Raw genomic sequence first — 19856 nt, 5'->3', positions numbered from 1 at the left:
CAGCGCGGCGTTCGATCTCGCTCCACAAACGACAAGTCGATCCACGTGATACGTTCGCTGAGGCGTTCGATTTCGGCCATAAGCACTCTGAAGTCGAGCGCCTCATCCTCTAAGTTAACGCGACCGTGTAGCAGTGGGTGATTTTTATCTACTATTACTCTATGAATATCACGGCGATGGCGCTACAGTCATACTACCGTTTTGAGGCGTGGGTCGAAGACCTCCCGAGACTGAAGTTCGCCATCGCAGTAGGTGTTGCGAGCTTCATCGGTGTCCTTGCTGCGAGTCTGATTTTTCAGGGAGTGAACACCGTCCACGCAGTGATGATGGGAGTTACGACGGTAATCGTCTACGCTGCGTTTGACCCACGATAGATTCGTCATCCGTTCTGAGCAGTATGTGTTTGACCTGTATTGACCGCAGGGGGGCGGACCTATCACCTTTTGAGGATTTCAACAGAACCAGATAAACAGCGCTGGCGCGTGCCTGCGAGCGGCCGCCGAAGGCGGTCGCGAGCCAGCACGCGCGAGGGAGTCGCTGGCGCCGACGGCGCCAGCGACGAGGCTGGGGAGGTGTGAGGTGCTGTGCGGGGCGGGGTGGGACTCAAAGGGGCAGTCGCAAGACCGACGCAGACGACGTAAGCACCGCAACGAGGGAGCGGTAGCGACCGAGTGAGGAGCGCAACGAGTGTGCGTCGGTCTTGCGGCTGGGGCTTTGGAGGTGTTCGCCGCAAGTTTACCGGAGACCGTTTATGTGTGGCCGGCTGACACGCCGGCGAGGGTCCGCACCGCGGCACCGATCGCTTATAAATATACTCCGTCCCGGCACCGATTTACCGCTCCTCCACGACACACAGCGTAATGGACGAACGCGTACGCGAGCACGCCGAGGTGCTCGTCGACTGGAGCGCGCGGGTCGAGCACGGCGACGACGTCGTCGTCAGCGTGGCGGAGGACGCCCACGAGTTGGGCGTCGCGGTCGCCGAAGCCCTCGGCGAGCGCGGGGCGAACGTCACGACGCTGTACGGCTCCGACGAACTCTCCCGTGCCTATTTAAAAGGCGTCGAGGCCGGAACCGACGGCGACGTCGAGGCCGACGACTTCGATTCAGACCCCGCCGTCGACCGCGCGATCTTCGAGGCCGCCGACGCCTACCTTCGGATCGGGGGCGGGCGCAACACCACCGCGTCCGCCGACGTCGACCGCCCGACGCGGCAGGCGTACGCGACGGCCCGCAAGGGCGTCCGCGAGGCGCGGATGGACACCGACTGGGTGTCGACGGTTCACCCAACCCGCTCCCTCGCCCAGCAGGCGGGGATGGCCTACGAGGAGTACTGCGACTTCGTCTACGACGCCGTCCTCCGCGACTGGGAGTCGCTGGCCGACGAGATGGCACAGATGAAAGACGTGCTCGACGCGGGCGAGGAGGTCCGGATCGTCACCGAGCGCGACGACGCGCCCGACACCGACGTGCGGATGTCGATCGCGGGCCGCACGGCGGTCAACTCCGCGGCCTCCGTCGCGTACGACTCGCATAACCTCCCCTCGGGCGAGGTGTTTACCGCCCCGTACGACACCGAGGGCGAGGTCTTCTTCGACGTGCCGATGACCATCGACGCGACGCGCGTCCGGAACGTTCACGTCGCGTTCGAGGGCGGCGAGGTCGTCGACTTCGCGGCCGAGTCCGGCGAGGACGCGCTCGCGGACATCCTCGACACCGACGCGGGCGCCCGGCGGCTGGGCGAGCTGGGGATCGGGATGAACCGCGGCATCGACCGGTTCACCGACTCGATCCTCTTCGACGAGAAGATGGGCGACACCGTCCACCTCGCGGTCGGCCGCGCCTACGACGCCTGCCTCCCCGAGGGCGAGTCCGGCAACGACAGCGCGGTCCACGTCGACATGATCACGGACGTGAGCGAGCGCTCCCGGATGGAGGTCAACGGCGAGGTCGTCCAGCGGAACGGGACGTTCCGGTGGGAAGACGGGTTCGAGGAGTAGGCCGGAAGGACGGTCGCTCCGTGAGAGGCCGCCGGCGCCGTCGAAATCCGCAACTAGTGGCACGTTCCCATAGGCGCGCTGAATGTAGAGCGCGTATTTCCGGCCCTCAGTTGGCGTGTGACCGGACAGTGATGGGCGATATTAGAACTGATACGTGGATCGGAATGTATACCACCGTGACAGACCGTCGTGCTGATATGAGTGGCAGTCAGGTCGCCTGCGCCGAAGTGAGCGATGGACGGTAGCCGTGACCGCGGCGTCACTACCGTCGTTGCCACGATTCTCATGGTTGCGATCGTGGTGATAATCGCTGCGACTATCGGCGTCGCCGTTCTTGACTTCGAGAGCGGACTCTCCGAACCGCAAGAGCTGCGCGGGTTCAGCGACGCCGAGGTAACGCTCGGTCCCGAACACCGAGCGTGGGGCGGATGGAACGATGGGAACAGTACCCCACCTCGCGGAGACATTGACGTCGTTCGAGTGCCCTACGTCTCGGGGCCGACCTTCCAGGGCGACGAGATCGGTTCGATACTGGTTCGCTGGGAGGGCAGCGACGGCGAGGGCGGTCAGGTCCGGTTCCTGAACCCGAACCGCTTCGACGCAGACACCAATCAGACGTTTCACGACGACGACGTCGGCGAGTTCTGTACCGGCGATTTCGCCGTCGGTGAAACGCTGACGATCCGGATGGCACACAACCGGTATCAAGCGGGGGGAACCGGGACCGATGTGGAAGATATTGGTGAGCAGTACGTCGAGTCGAACCAGAACGACATCGCTCGCGGCGGCGACGAGCCCTTCTTCCGAGTCGAAAACAGGTATCCGGTCTATTTCAGCGGTGACCGCCCGATGGAGCCGGGAGACTCGGTCGAGATCCTCTTCATCGGCGTCAACGACGAACAGCCCATCGCCAAAACGACCGCAGTCGCAACCGCGGCGACTGGCGAACCCACGGAGCGGGACAAGCCGGCGTGTCCCTGAAACTCGTCGACCGTCGCGGAACCGCGCACATATTGCCACGGGGTCGACACTGGCCCTGAGGTGATGTCTTCCCCATGATATACGACGCGGCTTCCCGGCTCGCAGGCGGTGTATTCGCTGGTCCACGACGCTACTTGCCCGCTCGTTCGGAAGATCCAGATTTCGCGGTCGAACAGGGTATCGGACGATACAGAGGGTACGCTCTATCGGTTGAGACAGCGGTCAAACAAAGATATCGCAGCCCTCGTGCTGACTGTATCCCTTGTATCTCGCACGCAGATCGTGTCAGTCCGAAGGCGTAGTAACGGAGCCACCCAGTCGGAGGCAGGCGGACCGCGGTTACGCCGTCGCCGCCTCGATGGCGGCCTCTAAGTCGGCGACGATGTCCGCGGGGTCCTCGATGCCGACCGACAGGCGCACCATGTCGGCGGTGACGCCGGCGGCCTCCTGTTCGTCCTCGGTCAGCTGCTGGTGAGTCGTCGACGCCGGGTGGATGAGGAGCGTCTTCGCGTCGCCGACGTTCGCGACCAGCGAGGCGAGGTCCGCCTCCTCGACGGTCGCGCGCGCCGCCTCGTAGCCGGCCTCTAGGCCGAAGGTGAGCATGCCGCCGTACCCCCCGTCGAGGTACTCCGTCGCCTCCTCGTGGGTCTCGTGGGCCTCCAGGCCGGGGTAGTTCACCCACGCGACCTCGCCGTGGTCCGCGAGGTACTCGGCGACGATCCCGGCGTTCTCGCAGTGACGGTCCATCCGCAGCGGGAGCGACTCGGTCTGCTGGAGCGTGTTCCAGGCGTCGAACGGCGACTGCTGGTCGCCCAGGTCGCGCAGGCCGCGGGTGATCGCGGCGAAGGTGAAGGCGGCGTCACCGAACCGCTCGGCGAAGTTGATCCCGTGGTACGCGGGGTTGTCCTGCGCGATCTCCGGGTACTTCTCGGCGTGATCGGCCCACGGGAACGAGCCGCCGTCGACGACGACCCCGCCCACGGTGGTGCCGTTGCCGGTGAGCCACTTCGTCGTCGACTCCCAGACGAGGTCGGCGCCGTGATCGAGCGGCCGGCAGAGGTACGGCGTCGCGAACGTGTTGTCGACGAACAGCGGGGCGCCGTGCTCGTGGGCGATGTCCGCGATCCGCTGGATGTCCGGGGTGACGAGGGCGGGGTTGCCGATCGTTTCGATGTGGACGTAGGCGGTGTCCTCGTCGATGGCCTCGGCGTACCCCTCGTAGTCGAGCGGGTCGACGAACCGCGTCGAGACGCCGCGGCGCTCGACCGAGTGGGTGAGGTAGGTGTACGTGCCGCCGTACAGCGCCGACGAGGAGACGATGTTGTCGCCCGCCGAGGCGAGCAGGAACGTCGTCACGTCCAGCGCGGCCATGCCCGAGGCGGTCGCGACCGCGCCGACGCCGCCCTCCAGCGAGGCGATCCGTTCTTCGAGGGCGGCGTTGGTCGGGTTCATCAGCCGGGAGTAGACGTTGCCGGCCTCTTCGAGGGCGAAGAGGTCCGCCGCGTGGTCGGCGTCGTCGAACTGGTAGGCGGTCGTCTGGTAGATGGGCGTCGCGCGGGCGCCGGTCGCCGGGTCCGGGTCCTCGCCGGCGTGGACGCTTCGCGTGCTGAATTTGGGGCCGTCTGTCTCCTCGTCGGATGGCATGCTATCAGGTTCGGCCGCCGCCCAATTAAAGCCGGCCGGCCCGTGCCGACCTTTCCGGTATCTCGGAGTCCGACGCCGCGGGGGAGAATCGACGGGCGCGACGCGGATCGGGCGCGGGCTCGTGCGAACCGTTAACAGCGTCCGGCCGTAACTCCGGGTATGGGAACACAAGGTCCGCGCGGCGAGTCCCCCGAGCTGGAGGATCTGCTGGCGGAGGTCCCGGACGGGGTCTGGCAGTACCTCGCGCTCGGCGTCGCCCTCCTCGTCGGGGTCGCCCTCCTCGGGCAGAGCCTCGTCTTCGGCGTCGCGGCGCTCGCGGTGCTTCTGGCGGCCGTCACGGTCGTCAGCGCCGTCGAGATCGTCGACGCCTACGACAAGGAGGCGCTCACCGTCTTCGGCGAGTACCGCAAGCTGCTGGACCCGGGCGTTCACATCATCCCGCCGTTCGTCTCCCGGACGTACGCGTTCGACATGCGGACGCAGACGATCGACGTGCCGAGCCAGTCGGCGATCACGCGCGACAACTCGCCGGTGACCGCCGACGCCGTCGTTTACATCAAGGTGATGGACGCGAAGAAGGCGTTCTTAGAGGTCGACGACTACAAGAACGCCGTCTCGAACCTCGCGCAGACCACGCTCCGCGCCGTCATCGGCGACATGGAGCTCGACGACACGCTCTCGCAGCGGGAGCTCATCAACGACCGGATCAACGAGGAGCTGGACGAGCCCACCGACGAGTGGGGGATCCGCGTCGAGGCCGTTGAGGTCCGCGAGGTGAGCCCGTCGCAGGAGGTCCAGCGCGCGATGGAGCAACAGACCGGCGCCGAGCGCCGCCGGCGCGCGATGATCCTCGAAGCGCAGGGGGAACGCCGCTCCGCCGTCGAGCAGGCGGAGGGTGACAAGCAGTCGAACATCATCCGCGCACAGGGGGAGAAGCAGAGCCAGATCCTCGAAGCGCAGGGGGACGCCATATCGACCGTGCTGCGGGCGCGGTCCGCCGAGTCGATGGGCGAGCGCGCCATCATCGAGCGCGGCATGGAGACGCTCGAAGAGATCGGCAAGGGCGAGTCCACCACGTTCGTCCTCCCGCAGGAGCTCACCAGCCTCGTCGGCCGCTACGGCAAGGCCCTCTCCAGCTCCGACGTCCAGCAGATGGAGGGGCTCGACGGCAAGGAGTTCGACGCGGAGACGGAGCAGATGCTCGGCTTGGAGGACATCGAGTCTGCGTTGGAGGAACTCGACAGCTACTCCGATGAGAACCTCTCGGCGAGCCGCGACGGCGAGGAGATCCCGGACGCCGAGGTGGAGGAGTTCGAGGTCGACGAGGCCGACATCGACCTCGAAACGGAGAGCGAGCGCCCGAGCGATTAGGCCGAGAGCGGGGTCGCGGCCGCGCGACGACGCGCGTTCTCAGGGCCGCCAGCGCTCGGGATCGACCGCCCAGAGCAGGCCGACGGCGACCGCACCGCCGAGGCCGCCGGCGAGAAGCGAGAGGGGGAGAGACGCTCCCGCCGCGATCGCCGCCAGTAACAGGACTGCGCCGGCGAGGAGCGCGGCGGTGTCCTCCGTGAGCGACGCCTGAACCACCGGCGCCAGGGCCGCACCGACGACGGCGCCGGCGGCGATTCCGCTGCCACGGCCGATGAGGACCGCGTGCGCCGCCGGGTTCGTCGCCGTTTCGGGGACCGACGCGGGCGCGAGTACGAGACCGACGCCGAACGCGAACGCGGCGGCGGCGCCGAACGCGGGCGCGACCAGCGCGGCGCGCGCGGAGCGGTCGGTGCCACCCGCGGCTGCCGCGCCGCCGACGAGCAAGACCGACCCGGCTGCGAGGAGCGCGGGGGCGGCGAGGAGCGAGACGTGTGAAGGGTTGACGAACGAGATTCCATTGGGCGACGACGGCGAAGGGACGAAGCCGGGCGCGACCGTTCCGGCCAGCCCAAGCGCGGCGACGCCGACGGCGAGGAGGGCCGAGCCGAGGAGCCGACTGCGGAGTGACATGGTCGGGGAGAGACGTTCCGGCCACAAAACGATCGCGGGACGGAGGCGCGGTCGGTGGGGAAGGCGAGGCGATCCCGACCGTCAGATCGTGATCCCGGCGCGGCCGTCCCCGATGACGACGATCGCCCGCTCCGGCGGGCCGCGCTCGTCCGAGAGCCGCAACAGGAGCGTCTTGACCACCGGGTCGTCGGTCTCGACCTCGCCGCGGACGCCGCTCTGATCGACCGCGATCCGGAGCGAGTGGTCGCCCGTCCGGCTGATCCCGCCGAGCCGGAGCTTGACCTCGGGCGCCGTGAGCCGCTGGGCGATCACCAGCACCGCGTCGCCGCCGTCGTCGACGAAGTCGGTGCGCTCGACGAACTCGCGGGACTCGGTCGCGTCGGGCGTGAGCGCGCCGCGGGCCGCGGCGGCGGAGCGGAAGGAGGCCGCGTGCGTCACCAGCTCCTCGGGGCGGTCAAGGACGCTCTGGCCGTCGACCAACGGGTTCCCGTCGATGAACCGGCTCCGCACGCCGAGGTCGCGGGGGGTGGAGGCGGCGACGTCGTGGAGGCGGTCGACGCACCCGGCGGTGGCGACGGCGAACGTTCCGGCGACCACCGCGCGACGGTACACGATCGCGAGTGTGACACACCGGGGTAAAAACCCCGCCGTCGTAGTGACGCGGACTGAGAATCGGAGCGGCGGTCCGCGGTCGGCGGGCCGCGACCCGCTATTCGTCCATCGCGGGCGCCGGGACGCCCTCGTCGCCCGCGTCGATTTCGAAGGCGCGCCGCAGCTCCGCGATCCGGTCGCGGATGTCCGCCGCCAGCTCGAACTCCAGGTTGCTCGCGGCCTCGTCCATGCGGTCTTCGAGCGCCTCGATCTGCGCTCTCGCCTCGTCTTCGCTCTCCACGTCGCCGACGCTGACGTTCGAGGTGTCCGTCTTCGAGCCGGGGAGGTTCGTCTCGCTGACCGGCTTGTCGATGGTGGTCGCCTCGTAGCCGTGCTCGGCGTTGTACTCCAGTTGGATCTCGCGGCGGCGCTGGGTCTCGTCGATCGCTTCCTCCATCGAGTCGGTGGTCTCGTCGGCGTAGAGGACGACCTCGCCGTTGAGGTTGCGGGCGGCCCGTCCCATCGTCTGGACGAGGGTGGTGGTGGAGCGCAGGAACCCCTCCTGGTCGGCGTCGAGGATGGCGACGAGGCTCACCTCCGGGATGTCGAGCCCCTCGCGCAGGAGGTTGATCCCGACGAGCACGTCGATGTTGCCCAGGCGGAGGTCGCGGATGATCTCGTGGCGTTCGAGGGTGTCCGTCTCGTCGTGCATGTACGCCACGTCGACGCCGGCCTCCTCGAGGTACTCCGTGAGGTCCTCGGCCATCCGCTTGGTGAGCGTGGTGACGAGGACGCGCTCGTCGCGCTCGATCCGGTCGTCGACGCGCTCCAAGAGGTCGTCGACCTGCCCCGTCGCGTCGGTCACCTCCACCTTCGGGTCGACGAGGTGCGTCGGGCGGACGATCTGCTCGACGATCCGGTCGGAGGTCTCGCGCTCGTAGTCGCCGGGCGTCGCCGAGACGTAGAGGGTGCGGTCCGTCTTCTCCTCGAACTCCTCGAACGTCAGGGGGCGGTTGTCGTAGGCGGTCGGGAGCCGGAACCCGTTCTCGACCAGCGAGTCCTTCCGCGACTTGTCGCCCTCGTACTGCCCTTTGATCTGGGGGATCGTCTGGTGGGACTCGTCGACGACCGTGAGGAAGTCGTCGGGGAAGTAATCGAGCAGGGTGTAGGGGGCGTCGCCCGACTCGCGGTCGTCCATGTGGACCGAGTAGTTCTCGATCCCCGAGCAGTAGCCCGCCTCGCGAAGCATCTCGATGTCGAAGGTGGTTCGCTCCTCGATGCGCTGGGCCGCCACGAGGTCGCCCTGCCGCTCGAAGTAGCTGACCCGCTTCTCCATCAGGTCCTCGATCTCGGCGATCGCCTGTTCCAGCTTGTCGTCCGGGATCGAGTAGTGCTCCGCCGGGTGGAGCATCACCGCCGGCTCCTCGCTCACGACCTCGCCGTGCATCGGGTCGACCTTGATCATCCGGTCGATCTCGTCGCCCCACAGCTCCACCCTGACGGCGTACCGGCCGTACATCGGGTAGATCTCGACTGTGTCGCCGCGCACGCGGAACGTGCCCTGCGTGAAGTCCACGTCGTTGCGCTCGTAGTTCAGGTCGACGAGCCGGGTGAGCAGCTCCTCGCGGCCGATCCGCTCGCCGACCTCCAAGCGCAGCGCCATGTCGCGGTAGTTCTGGGGGTCCCCGAGCCCGTAGATGGCCGAGACGGAGGCGACGACGATCACGTCGTCCCTAGTGAGCAGCGAGCGCGTCGCGGAGTGGCGGAGGCGGTCGATCTCCTCGTTGATCGACATCTCCTTGTCGATGAACGTGTCCGTCTGCTCGACGTACGCCTCCGGCTGGTAGTAGTCGTAGTAGGAGACGAAGTACTCGACGGCGTTGTCCGGGAACAACTCGCGGAACTCCTCGTACAGCTGGGCCGCGAGCGTCTTGTTGTGGGCCAAGACGAGCGTCGGCTGGTCGAGCTCCTCGGCGACCCACGAGACGGTGTTCGTCTTCCCGGACCCCGTCACGCCGAGGAGCGTCTGCTTCTCGGCGCCCGACTCGAACCCCTCGACCAGCCCCTCGATGGCCTCGGGCTGGTCGCCCGCGGGCTCGAACGGGGCGTCGACGCGGAGGGGGCGGTCGACGGTCGGGCGGTCCTCCGAGAGGGGGGAGTCGGCATCGCTCACGATACGCGTCGTTGGGCGGCGATACACTTGAGCGGCGCGGCCACGGGGACGACGGCGACGACGCGACCGCGACGGCGCGTCTCGGGTTCCGAGGGAAGACCTACGTGTCGCCCGGACGGACGGGGGAGCGTGTCCCTCCAACTCGCCCCCGTCGTCGCCGTCGGCGTCCTCTGCTTCCTGCTCGTCTGGGTCGCCATCGGCGCGTGGGTCAACTTCGACGCCCACGCCCGCGGAAGCGACCACCCGGGTGTCTGAGGCGTCCTCGCGCCGCTCTCGGGGATCGTACTGTTGTACTACCTGCTGTGGTGGCGCCCCGGACGGGGCCGCCGGTATCCCCCGTCACGGTGGGAGCGAGGGGCGGCCGCCGTCGCAGTCGCCGGTCCCGCGGGGCTGGTCGCCGCGAGCCTCGTCTCGCCGCCCGACCCAGCCTCGCAGTTGACCGTCTGGCCGGTCGCGTTCGCCGGCTGTCTCCCCCTCGCGTACTTGGTGGTCAGAAGGAGGTTCGACGCGACCGGCGGCTCGCCTATGAATAATCGATTGTAGATCGACGGCAGACACCCCAAAGCGCCGGTCGCTCGCTCACAAACGGCCGCTCACGGACCGGCCGCGAACACCTCCAAAGCCCCAGCCGCGGGGCCAGCGTACACTCGCTGTGCTCCTCACTCGGTCACTCACTCCGTTCGCTCCCTCGTTGCGGTGCTTACTTCGTCTACGCGGCCCCCGCGACTGCCCCTTCGAGTCCCGCCTCTCCGGAAGACGGTCCTGCTCGCTCACTCCGTTCGCTGCGCGGGCAGCGACTTCCGTGCTCCCGCGCGCTGCGCTCGCGGGAACGCACAGCCCCGCACCTCACGCCTCCCCAGCCTCGTCACCGGACTACGTCCGGTTTCAAGCGAGAGCTTCGCTCTCGCCCTGTCGCTCACTTCGTTCTCCAGTGAGGGACCGAAGGTCCCTCTGGCAGCCGGGCGGAGCCCGACGACCTCGCGCGTGCTCCTCGCGCTCCGGACGAAAACGTTTCCCCCTGTCCCCGCGAGGCGTGGCGTATGCGCATCGCCGTCCCCAACAAGGGCCGCCTACACGAGCCGACGCTCTCGCTGTTGGAGCGCGCCGGGCTCCACGTCGAGGAGACCGCCGACCGCCAGCTGTACGCCGACACCGTCGACGAGGACGTGACGGTGCTGTTCGCGCGGGCGGCCGATATCCCGGAGTACGTCCGGGACGGCGCCGCCGACCTCGGCGTCACCGGCCTCGACCAGGCGGCCGAGTCGGGCGGCGTCGTCGGCTCCGCGGACGAGGCGACCGACGGCGACCTCGTCGACCTGCTCGACCTGGGCTACGGCTCCTGTCGGCTCGTCCTCGCGGCGCCGGAGGACGGCGACGTGGCGGCCGTCGAGGACATTGCCGGACGGACGGTCGCCACCGAGTTCCCGAGCGTCACGGAGGCGTACCTCGACCGCGTGGGCGTCGACGCCGACGTGGTCACCGTGACGGGCGCGACCGAACTCACGCCGCACGTCGACATGGCCGACGCCATCGTCGACATCACCTCGACGGGGACGACGCTGAAGGTGAACCGCTTGGCCGTGATCGACGACGTGCTCGACTCCTCGGTGCGGCTGTTCGCCCGCCCGGACGTGGTCGACGGCCCGAAAGTCGAGCAGGTGCTGACCGCCTTCGAGTCCGTCCTCGCCGCGGACGGCCGCCGCTACCTGATGATGAACGCCCCGAAGGCGCGGCTCGACGAGGTGAAGGACGTGATCCCCGGGCTCGGAGGGCCGACCGTGATGGACGTCGAGGCCGACGAGAACGGCAACGGGATGGTCGCGGTCCACGCCGTCGTCGACGAGCGCGACGTGTTCGAGACCATCTCGGAGCTGCGCTCGGTGGGCGCGACCGGCATCCTCGTCACGGAGATCGAACGGCTCGTGGAGTGAGGCCGGGACGGGGCCCTACTCGTCGTCGATCAGCCGCTCCTTCTCGGCGCGCGACAGCGACTTGACGGCGTGCTCCCGCGACATCGCCGCCGACCGCGAGTCGAACGACTCGACGTGACGCAGCGTTACGGGGGTCCGACCGCGGGTGTACTTCGCGCCCTCTCCGGCGTCGTGTTCGGCGACGCGGCGCTCGACGTCGGTCGTGTACCCGGTGTAGAGGGTGCCGTCGGCGCACTCGATCACGTACACGTAGTGGTCGGCCACGAACGGCCGTGCGAGCGCGAGCGCAAAGTGAGTAGGGATGTGCCCGGCGGGGGGACCCGGACGGAGCCGCCGCTCCCCGTGCGCTCGGTCTCACACCGGCGGTTCGGCGGTCAGTCCCCGGTTCGCGTCCGCTCGCGAGACACCTCGGCGATGCCCGCGTTCGCGGAGCACTTCGGGCACGCGTTCAGGTCGCCGTGCTCGTCCGCGAAGACGCGCGCGAAGCGGTCCGAGACGTGCGACCCGCAGTGGTCACAGCGTGGCATGTGATGCCGACGTGCGTCGGCACGATCGGTAGGGGCTGGACGAACAAATACCCTTTCTCGGGCCCGTCGACTTCCGGTATTCGCGCGTTTAATGCGAGCCGAGATCCGGGCCGGAGCCCGCGGTCGGCGGGCCCCCCTACTCGGCCCGGGCCGCGTCGACCGCGCGGGCGATCAGGCCGGCCTGCGCGCCGGCGACGAACCCGGCGTCGACGTTGACGGTTGTGAGCACGGAGCACGACTGGAGCGCGCCCTCCAGCGCCGCGACCCCCTCGCCGCCGACCCCGTAGCCGGTCGAGACCGGGGCGGCGATCACGGGGGCGTCGACGAGGCCGGCGACGACGGTCGGGAGGGCGCCCTCGCGGCCGGCCGCGACCACGACCGCGTCGGCCTCGCGGACCCGGTCGACCTGGTCGAGGATCCGGTCGAGGTTGGCGACCCCCACGTCGTCGACCCGGTCGACCGCGGCCCCGACCTCGCGGGCGACGACCGCCGCCTCGCCGGCGACCGCCGCGTCCGCGGTGCCGGCGGCCACGACCGCGACCGCGGCGTCGAGCGACGGCGGCTCTAAGTCGGCCGCGTGGACGACGACGGTGCCCGCGCGGTCGTCGCGGTCGACCGTCGCGTCCGCCTCGACGTCGCCGACCGCCGCCGCGACCGCGGACGCGGCGGCCTCGTCCGCGCGGGTCACGAGCGCCCGGCCGGTGGTGTCGAGCGCCGTGGTCGCCAGCGCGGCGACCTCCGCGGGCGTCTTCCCCTCCGCGAGGATCGCCTCGGGGATCCCGCGCCGCCGCTCGCGGGCGGCGTCGAACCGCCCCGCGTCCGTGGTCGCGTAGCCCGCGAGCCGCGACTCCGCCTCCTCGATCCCGATGTCGCCCGCCTCGAGCGCCGCCAGCGTCTCTCGCATGGACGGTGGTGCGCGGCGGCCCCGGTCGAACCTGTCGGTTCGGGTCCGGCCCGCCGCGCGCCGACTTCGGCCGGGGGCGGAGCGGGCCCCCGGGGGTCACGCGACGGGGGACGCGGCCCGAGCGAGGCCGGACCGACCCGGGGTCAGCGGCGGTTCCGAGCGTCGTTGAGGCGGAGCGCGGACGAGAATCCCACAAGGCTTATAAGCGACTATCCTCGCAACCCCCCGCGAACCGGCGTCACGGCGCCCCTCGCGGGCGAATTCAGGAACTCTTATTAACCATCACCGGGTAGGCCCGATCGCATGGCAGACCTCATTGTCAAAGCGGCCGTCAAGGAAGCCCTGGACGACAAGAACGTCGCTTCGGACTTCTACGACGCGCTGGACGACGAAGTGGACGAGCTGCTCGAAGACGCCGCGCGCCGCGCCGAGGCCAACGACCGGAAGACGGTCCAGCCGCGCGACCTGTAAGCCGGACCCGTTTCCGTTCCACTTTATTTGGACGCCGACCGGCCAGCGGCCGCGCCGTCGCTCGCGTCGCCGCTCGGCGACGGTTCAGACCTCGTCGACCCGGACGCCGGACTCCGTGCCGACGTGAACCTCGTCCGCGAGCCCGACGAAGAGCCCGTGCTCGACGACGCCCGGGACCGCCGACAGCGTCGCCGACAGGGCGGCCGGGTCGGCGATCTCGCCGAACGCGCAGTCCGTCACGAGGTTCCCGTTGTCCGTCACGACGGGGCCGTCCTTCCGCTCCGCGCGGCGCAGCGTCGGCTCCCCGCCCGCGTCTCGCACCGCCGCGGCGACCGCGGTCCGCCCCGCTGACAGCACCTCGACCGGCACCGACCGGTCCAGTCGCGGCGACTCCTTCGAGGGGTCGGCGACGACGAGGAAGCGGTCCGCGGCGGCGTCGACGAGCTTCTCGCGGGCGTGGGCCGCGCCGCCCCCCTTGATCAGCGCGCCGCCGGAGAGGGGGTCGTCGCCCGCGGCGCCGGTGGCCACCTGATCGGCGCCGTCGATCGCGACGTCGATCCCCGGGCCCTCGGGCCCGACCGCGTCGGGGAGATCGAGGAGCGGAATCCCCTCCTCGGCCGCGAGTTCGCGGCTCGCGAAGGAGGTGGGGACGCCGCGCACGTCGAGGCCGGCGTCGGCCCGCTCGCCGAGGCGCCGGATGGCGTGCGCCGCGGTCGACCCGGTCCCCAGCCCGACCACGTCCCCGTCGGTCACCGCCTCGGCCGCCGACTCGCCGGCGCGTCGCTTCGCCGCGTCGCTCCCGCCGCTCGTCTTCATGTGGTCGAGTGCGTGCGGCGGCGTTGAAAAGGCGTCGGGGAGGAAGACGGCGGGGCGGAGAGGGCGATACGAGGCGGAGACGGCGGGACGGGGCGGGACCGCTCACTCCAACCGGTCCAGCACCGCCTCCGCGTCGTAGGCGAGGGAGAGCTCGCGAGAGCGGCCGCGGCCGTCGACGTCGGCGTACTCGGCGTCGATCACGCCGAGCTGGTCGAGCTTGTTGATGATCTCCGAGTAGCGGGTGTAGCCGAGGTCGGTCGCGTCGTTGAAGGCGTCGTACACCGCGCCGGCGCGCTCGCCGTCGTGTTCGGCGAGGACGCGGACGAGGTCGCGCTCGGAGTCGGAGAGGCCGCGGAGCGACCGCGAGAGGTGGACGTGCTTCGACTTGTCGTAGGCGTCCTCGACGTCCGCCTCCGAGACCGTCTTCGAGGCGCGCATCTCGGCGTTGAGTCCCGCCCGGCGCAGGAGGTCGATCCCGACACGGAGGTCGCCGCTCTCGGCGGTGAGGTCCGCGACGCGCTCCAGTTCGGCGTCGCCGATGACCCCCTCGTGGAAGCCGCGCTTGGCGCGCTCCGCGAGGATGTCGTAGATCTCGGTCGCGTCGTAGACCGGGAAGTACACCTCCTCGGGGCGGAAGACGGACTGGACCCGGGTGTCGAGGTCGTCGATCACGTCGAGCCCGAGGTCGGAGGAGACGACGATGACGCCGATCTTCGCGCCGGAGTGCGCCTCGTGGGCCCGCAGGAGCGAGTAGAGGGTGTCGGAGGCTTCGTTCTCGTAGAACAGGTAGTTCACGTCGTCTAAGGCGACGACGAGGACCTCGTCCTCCTCGACGAGCCGGTCCGTGATCTGTCCGAACAGCTTCTTGAACGAGATTCCCGAGGAGGGGGGCTCGTACTCGAATATCCCTTCGAACAGCCGGGAGAACACCGCGTAGCGCGTGGAGTCGACCTGGCAGTTGACGCGGACCGTGCGCACCTCGGTACGGGCGCCGAGCTCGCCGAACAGCTTCTGGACCGCGGTGGTCTTGCCGGTCCCGGGCGGGCCGCGGACCATCGTGTTGAGGGGGCGGGAGCCGCGGACCGCGGGGCGGAGCGCGTACTTCAGGTTCTCCAGCTGGCTCTCCCGGTGGCGGAACGTCTCGGGGACGTGGTCGATCTCGAACACCGACTCGTCGCGGAACACGGACTCGTCCCACGAGAGCATGTCCCCGGCGTCCCCGGTCATGCGAGTACCACGAGAGGCCGCGCACTTAACCGTTGCCCGGCGCCGGGGCGAAACTGAAACTTGTCGCGCGAGCCCCGGAGAGAATCGATTCCGCCGATCGGTCGTTCACTCTCGGTCCGGCGGGATCCCCGCCGCGCTCGCCGCCGATCACCTCGCGTCGCCGCGGCGCAGCACCAGCACGTGCCGCGTCAGCGAGCGGTGGACCCGGCGCTCGAACGCCGCGTCGACCGTCCAGCCGGCGGCGCGGGCGGGGGCGCGCCAGTCGCGGTCCGCGACCAGCACCGCGCGCGGCGCGACCCGGGCGGCCTCGTCGAGCGCGCCCCCGACGAGGTCCGCCAGTTCGTGGCGAGCGATCTTCGACTGCCGGCCGTACGGGGCGTCGAACGCGACGCCGTCGACGGCGTCGTCGGGGAGGGGGAGCGCGGTCGCGTCGCCGCGCGCGACGTGCCAGTCGGGGGACCCCTCGCCGCCGGCGTCGCCCAGGTACTCGCGGAGGTTCCGCCGCGCGCCGCGGACCATCTTCGCCTGCGCGTCGCAGGCGACGGCGTCGGCGCCGACGAGGCCGGCCTCCAGCGGGAGGCCGCCGGTGCCGCACATCGGGTCGAGGAGGGTCCGGCCCGGGGCCGCGCCCGCGAGGTTGGCGTAGGCGCGGGCGTCGGCCGGGGCCATGCTCCCCGGCTGGAAGAAGGGGCGGTCGGTGGGGTCCGGCGCGAAGTCGCGGGCCGCCTCGACCGCGACCCAGCCGAGGGCGCACAGGTCCGCGTCGCCGCCGTCCGCGCCGGCCACCGCGTCGTGCTCGGCGCGCGGGCCGGCCGCGAACAGCGCGCGGAGGACGTGGTCCGGGTCGTCGAGGTCGACCTCGAACCCGCGGTCGACGAGGACGCCGCCGAGCGCGCGCTCGGCCGCCCCCGTCGAGACGCCGGAGGTGGCCCGGACGTCGCGGGCGCGAACCGCCACGCTCCCGGATCGGTCGAGCGGCGCGGCCCGAAGCGCGGCGGCCGCGGCGTCGACGTCGGCGTCCGTCCGCGCGATCGCCTCGTGCGCGGCGCGAGTGTACGCGAGCCGGCCGGCGTGATCGGGATCGATCCCGCCGGTGCGCGCGACTCCCGGCGCGAGGAGGTCGACGCCGGTCGCGGCGGTCGCGGCCTCGCGGGCCGCGAAGGCGTCCGTCTCGCCGGCGAGTTCGAGCCAGTACACGCCGACGGCTCCGCGCGGCGGCGGCAATAGCGTGGCGGTTCCGGCCGGCCACCATTTAAGTGCGTTCGGGCGAGAATCGAGGTGATGACGGCCGACCCGAAGGAGACGATCACCGTAGAGAACGTCGTTGCCTCCACGGGGATCGGACAGGAGCTCGATCTCCAGAGCGTCGCGATGGACCTCGAGGGCGCCGACTACGACCCAGAGCAGTTCCCCGGGCTCGTCTACCGGACCACGGACCCGAAATCGGCCGCGCTGATCTTCCGGTCGGGGAAGATCGTCTGTACGGGGGCGAACTCGATCGAGGCGGTCCACGAGAGCCTCGACACCGTGTTCGGGGAGCTCCGCGCGCTCCAGATCCCGATCGAGGACCCGGACATAACGGTCCAGAACATCGTCACCTCGGCCGACCTCGGCGAGAGCCTGAACCTGAACGCGATCGCGATCGGCCTCGGCTTGGAGCACATCGAGTACGAGCCGGAGCAGTTCCCCGGGCTCGTCTACCGCCTCGACGAGCCGGAGGTCGTCGCGCTGCTGTTCGGCAGCGGCAAGGTCGTCGTCACCGGCGGCACCAGCGCCGACGACGCGGCCGCCGCCGTCGACGTGATCGTCGAGGAGCTGAACGGGCTCGGACTGCTGGGGTGACGCCGCGACCCCGCGACGGGAGCGGGACCGACGCGGCCGCGTTCCGCGACCACTTTTAGTCGTCGCCCCGTAGACCGACCATGCTCTTACAGACGGTGACGCCGGTCTCCGTGCTCGGGACGACCGTCCTGTTGGCGCTGTTCCTCTCCGTGACCGCGCACATCGCGGCCCGGAACGTCCTCGGCGACGTCGACCCCCGGCGCGCCCTCTACGTCGGGCCCCTGCCCGCCGTGATCAGCGTCGTCGGGAACGCGTTCGAACTCTCCGGGGCGCTCATCCTCCTCGCGGCGCTCCTCGTCGACGGGACGATGTTCTGGTGGAGCTACGAGCAGCCGCGGCGGACGGTGCTCGCGATGACGCTGATCCACGGCGTGGTCACGACGCTGCTCAGCGGGCTCCTGCTCGTGGCCTCGATCCTGATCGCGTCGATGCCGGGGTAGGGTCGCCGGCGGTCCTCGCGAACGACCGCGGCGCGGCGGCGGACCCCGCCCGCGACCGCCTCACGGCGACGGCGGCTGGCCGTCGTAGGCGTCGTGGTCCTGGTAGAAGTTCAGCATCGCGAACTTCAGCTTCGTCGGGTCGACGTCGAGCAGCTCCTCGCGCTCCTCGGGCGGGAACGCGGACCGAACCGAGTACTTCCCCATGTCGGCGGTCGTGTAGCGGCGGTCCGCGAGGATTCGAACCCCGAAGTCGTCGGGCCCGCGGATCACGCGCCCGAGCGCCTGCCGCGTCTTGCGGATCGTCGGGATCTCGACCGCGTAGGTCCACCCCGGGTCGCGGGCGCGGTCGCGGTCCGCGAACGCCCGGTCGTAGGCGTCCTGAACGGCCTGGGTGCGGTCCGAGAGGTGCGGGTACGGGACGCCCACGACGACGACCGTGCGTGCGTCGTCGCCGTCGAAGCTCACCCCCTCGCCGAGCGTCCCCCACAGCGACGTGAACAGCGCGGCGCCGTCGCTCTCGACGAACTCGCTGCGGAGCCGCTCCTCGTCCACGCCCGGGCCGTCGAGGTAGACGGTTCCGAGGTCGGCCGCGCCCGCCTTGCCGGAGCCCTCGGCGACGCCGCCGGACGCCGCCCCGCCCGGGCCGGTGAGCCGCTCGTGGTAGCGCTCGGCCTCCGCGTACGAGGGGAAGAAGGCGAGCGTGTTGCCCGGCGTGAATCGGATCGCGTCGCGGAGCAGCGACGACACCGCCTCTTGGGTCTCCGGGTCGTTGCGGTCCGAGGCGAAAAGCGGCGGCACGTCGGCGGCGAACGTCCGGCGGTTCGCCTCGGGATAGCCCATCTCGTAGGCCATCGACGCGGCGTCCTCCAGCCCCAGCACGTCCTCGGTCACGTCGAACGGGCGCAGCGTCGCGCTCATCAGGACCGAGGCGGCCACCTCGTCGAACAGCTCGCCGGTGACGCTCCGCGGGATACAGGTGTACAGCTCCGCCCGCCCGTACACCTCGTCGGTGCCCGCGTCGCGCCGGACGGAGACAACCGGATACTGGCCGAACTCGGCCCCCTCGTCCATCCACGTCGCGACGAACCGGGCGGCCGCGAGCGTCTGCGACTCCGAGCGGGTCGTCGCCTCGCCGTCGCGGTAGCGGCGCTCGTACTCCTCGTCTATCGCCTGCCCGAGCTGGACGGCGAGCTCGGCCTCGGCGTCGATCCCCCGCCCCTCGTAGTTGCGGAGGAACGCCAGCGTGAGGTCGTCGCGGCGGTCGTCGTTGGCGATGGAGACGTCCTCCCAGTTCTCGTCGACCCCGCCGAACCCGAGCCCGTCCTCGTAGGTCTCGACGAGGGCGTCGCGGAAGGCGCGGAGGACGTTCTCCGCGGGCTCGGCGCGGGAGTCGTCGCTGTCGGCCAGCTCGTCGAGCGCGGCGTCTAAGGTGTTCTCGGTCAGCGTCCGGGTGGCGTGGTCGCGCGCGGCGTCCTCGATGTTGTGCGCCTCGTCGAAGACGGTGATTATCTCGCTCGGGTCGCGGTCGATCCAGCGGAAGAACTGCTCGCGGATGTTCGGGTCGAGCAGGTGGTGGTAGTTACAGACGACGAGGTCGACGCCCTCCATCCCCTCCTTCAGCAGCTCGTAGCCGCACAGCTCGCGCTCGTCGGCGTACGCGTACACGTCTTCGGGGGTCCGGACGTCCTCGAACAGCCAGCCGAAGAACTCGTCGGTGTCGCGGGTGAGGTTGTTCCGGTAGTGTTCGCAGACGTTCGCGGCCTCGTACTCGTCGAGCTCGCCCTCCAGCTCGTCGAGCTCGTCCATGATCGCCTCGCGGGCCTCCGCGGCGCTCGCGTCGCCCTCGCGGCTCTCGGCTAACAGCTCGCGCTGTCGCGACTCCAGTTCGCGGACCTCCGACTCCGTCTCGACCATCTCGCGGGTGGTGTCCCGGAGGGTCTGACACTCCTGATAGTCGACGTCGATGTGGCACATCGACGACTTCCCCTTGAAGACGACGGCGCGGATCGGCTCCTCGCGGGTGATGGCGCGGGCGTCCTCGACGAACTGCCGCATCTGCTGGTGGACGTTGGTCGTGATGACGACCGTGCGGTCGTGCTCGCGGGCGTGTTCCAAGGCGGGCACGAGCGCGGAGAGCGTCTTGCCCGTCCCGGGCGCCCCCTCGAACAGCACGTCCTGCCCCCGGTCTAACGCGTTGGCGACCCTGTCCATCGCCTCGCGCTGGTTCGGGTAGGGCTCCTCGTACGGGAAGAACCGCAGGTGCGGCGACTCTGACACGGGGTGGGGTTCGGCGCCACCGGCCAAAAGG

The 19856-nt window shown here is 70.1% G+C and carries 20 protein-coding genes; 9 read left to right on the top strand and 11 right to left on the bottom strand.

Annotated elements, in window-relative coordinates:
• Positions 1-176: 176 nt before the first annotated feature.
• The 3 genes from EXE50_RS16775 to EXE50_RS16765 all read left to right on the top strand — a co-directional run bounded on the left by EXE50_RS16775 (position 177) and on the right by EXE50_RS16765 (position 2981).
• Positions 177-374, top strand: coding sequence for a hypothetical protein (locus EXE50_RS16775; protein ID WP_137705629.1), 198 nt, complete (start codon positions 177-179; stop codon positions 372-374).
• 486 nt (positions 375-860) lie between these two features.
• Positions 861-2000, top strand: a complete 1140-nt coding sequence (locus EXE50_RS16770) for an aminopeptidase (RefSeq protein WP_137705628.1) — start codon at positions 861-863, stop codon at positions 1998-2000.
• A 234-nt stretch (positions 2001-2234) separates the two neighbouring features.
• Positions 2235-2981 carry an archaellin/type IV pilin N-terminal domain-containing protein gene (locus EXE50_RS16765; RefSeq protein ID WP_121599938.1) on the top strand — a complete coding sequence of 249 codons (747 nt, stop codon included), beginning with the start codon at positions 2235-2237 and terminating at the stop codon, positions 2979-2981.
• Positions 2982-3320: 339 nt separating this feature from the next.
• Here the strand turns inward: EXE50_RS16765 and EXE50_RS16760 are convergent, their stop codons facing one another.
• The gene (locus EXE50_RS16760) at positions 3321-4625 is read right to left on the bottom strand and encodes an O-acetylhomoserine aminocarboxypropyltransferase/cysteine synthase family protein (protein ID WP_137705627.1); all 1305 of its coding nucleotides are present in this window, start codon (positions 4623-4625) and stop codon (positions 3321-3323) included.
• A gap of 159 nt (positions 4626-4784) precedes the next feature.
• Between EXE50_RS16760 and EXE50_RS16755 the strand changes: the two genes are divergently transcribed.
• Positions 4785-5996: an SPFH domain-containing protein gene (locus EXE50_RS16755; RefSeq protein WP_137705626.1), complete on the top strand. Its 1212-nt coding sequence runs from the start codon at positions 4785-4787 to the stop codon at positions 5994-5996.
• A gap of 39 nt (positions 5997-6035) precedes the next feature.
• Here the strand turns inward: EXE50_RS16755 and EXE50_RS16750 are convergent, their stop codons facing one another.
• The 3 genes from EXE50_RS16750 to uvrB all read right to left on the bottom strand — a co-directional run bounded on the left by EXE50_RS16750 (position 6036) and on the right by uvrB (position 9390).
• A complete protein-coding gene (locus EXE50_RS16750; RefSeq protein ID WP_137705625.1) occupies positions 6036-6626 on the bottom strand; it encodes a hypothetical protein in 591 nt (196 codons plus the stop codon).
• Between the two features lie 81 nt (positions 6627-6707).
• Complete coding sequence (locus tag EXE50_RS16745; protein WP_137705624.1) at positions 6708-7238, bottom strand: hypothetical protein; 531 nt, start codon at positions 7236-7238, stop codon at positions 6708-6710.
• Positions 7239-7335: 97 nt separating this feature from the next.
• Positions 7336-9390, bottom strand: a complete 2055-nt coding sequence (gene uvrB, locus EXE50_RS16740) for an excinuclease ABC subunit UvrB (RefSeq protein ID WP_137705623.1) — start codon at positions 9388-9390, stop codon at positions 7336-7338.
• Positions 9391-9519: 129 nt separating this feature from the next.
• On the opposite strand from uvrB, the gene EXE50_RS17915 reads away from it, so the two are divergent.
• Both EXE50_RS17915 and hisG read left to right on the top strand, forming a co-directional pair.
• The gene (locus EXE50_RS17915; protein WP_255510298.1) at positions 9520-9645 is read left to right on the top strand and encodes a hypothetical protein; all 126 of its coding nucleotides are present in this window, start codon (positions 9520-9522) and stop codon (positions 9643-9645) included.
• A 785-nt stretch (positions 9646-10430) separates the two neighbouring features.
• Positions 10431-11321, top strand: a complete 891-nt coding sequence (gene hisG / locus EXE50_RS16730) for an ATP phosphoribosyltransferase (RefSeq protein ID WP_137705622.1) — start codon at positions 10431-10433, stop codon at positions 11319-11321.
• 15 nt (positions 11322-11336) lie between these two features.
• On the opposite strand, the gene EXE50_RS16725 is transcribed toward hisG, so the two are convergent.
• From EXE50_RS16725 to larB, 3 genes are all read right to left on the bottom strand, one after another.
• Complete coding sequence (locus EXE50_RS16725; protein ID WP_053770364.1) at positions 11337-11585, bottom strand: GIY-YIG nuclease family protein; 249 nt, start codon at positions 11583-11585, stop codon at positions 11337-11339.
• Between the two features lie 110 nt (positions 11586-11695).
• Positions 11696-11848: a hypothetical protein gene (locus tag EXE50_RS17550; protein WP_004599353.1), complete on the bottom strand. Its 153-nt coding sequence runs from the start codon at positions 11846-11848 to the stop codon at positions 11696-11698.
• A 136-nt stretch (positions 11849-11984) separates the two neighbouring features.
• A complete protein-coding gene (larB, locus tag EXE50_RS16720) occupies positions 11985-12752 on the bottom strand; it encodes a nickel pincer cofactor biosynthesis protein LarB (protein ID WP_053770363.1) in 768 nt (255 codons plus the stop codon).
• A 303-nt stretch (positions 12753-13055) separates the two neighbouring features.
• Here larB and EXE50_RS16715 point away from each other — a divergent pair, with 303 nt between their 5' ends.
• Positions 13056-13223, top strand: coding sequence for a DUF1931 family protein (locus tag EXE50_RS16715; protein WP_004047560.1), 168 nt, complete (start codon positions 13056-13058; stop codon positions 13221-13223).
• Positions 13224-13307: 84 nt separating this feature from the next.
• On the opposite strand, the gene rpiA is transcribed toward EXE50_RS16715, so the two are convergent.
• From rpiA to EXE50_RS16700, 3 genes are all read right to left on the bottom strand, one after another.
• Positions 13308-14039, bottom strand: coding sequence for a ribose-5-phosphate isomerase RpiA (rpiA, locus tag EXE50_RS16710; protein WP_053770362.1), 732 nt, complete (start codon positions 14037-14039; stop codon positions 13308-13310).
• Positions 14040-14141: 102 nt separating this feature from the next.
• Positions 14142-15266, bottom strand: coding sequence for an ORC1-type DNA replication protein (locus EXE50_RS16705; RefSeq protein WP_053770361.1), 1125 nt, complete (start codon positions 15264-15266; stop codon positions 14142-14144).
• 147 nt (positions 15267-15413) lie between these two features.
• A complete protein-coding gene (locus tag EXE50_RS16700) occupies positions 15414-16463 on the bottom strand; it encodes an RNA methyltransferase (protein ID WP_053770360.1) in 1050 nt (349 codons plus the stop codon).
• Positions 16464-16547: 84 nt separating this feature from the next.
• On the opposite strand from EXE50_RS16700, the gene EXE50_RS16695 reads away from it, so the two are divergent.
• Entirely contained in the window at positions 16548-17108 is a 561-nt protein-coding gene (locus EXE50_RS16695; RefSeq protein WP_137705621.1) for a TATA-box-binding protein, read from the top strand.
• An 80-nt stretch (positions 17109-17188) separates the two neighbouring features.
• Positions 17189-17548, top strand: coding sequence for a hypothetical protein (locus EXE50_RS16690; RefSeq protein WP_053770358.1), 360 nt, complete (start codon positions 17189-17191; stop codon positions 17546-17548).
• 60 nt (positions 17549-17608) lie between these two features.
• On the opposite strand, the gene EXE50_RS16685 is transcribed toward EXE50_RS16690, so the two are convergent.
• The gene (locus tag EXE50_RS16685) at positions 17609-19825 is read right to left on the bottom strand and encodes an ATP-dependent DNA helicase (protein ID WP_137705620.1); all 2217 of its coding nucleotides are present in this window, start codon (positions 19823-19825) and stop codon (positions 17609-17611) included.
• Positions 19826-19856 lie beyond the last annotated feature (31 nt).

This window comes from Halorubrum sp. ARQ200 (genome assembly GCF_005435115.1).
Classification (GTDB): Archaea; Halobacteriota; Halobacteria; order Halobacteriales; family Haloferacaceae; genus Halorubrum; species Halorubrum tropicale.
Note: the sequence above shows the minus strand (reverse complement) of the source record. Positions and strands in the feature narration are given on the sequence as shown.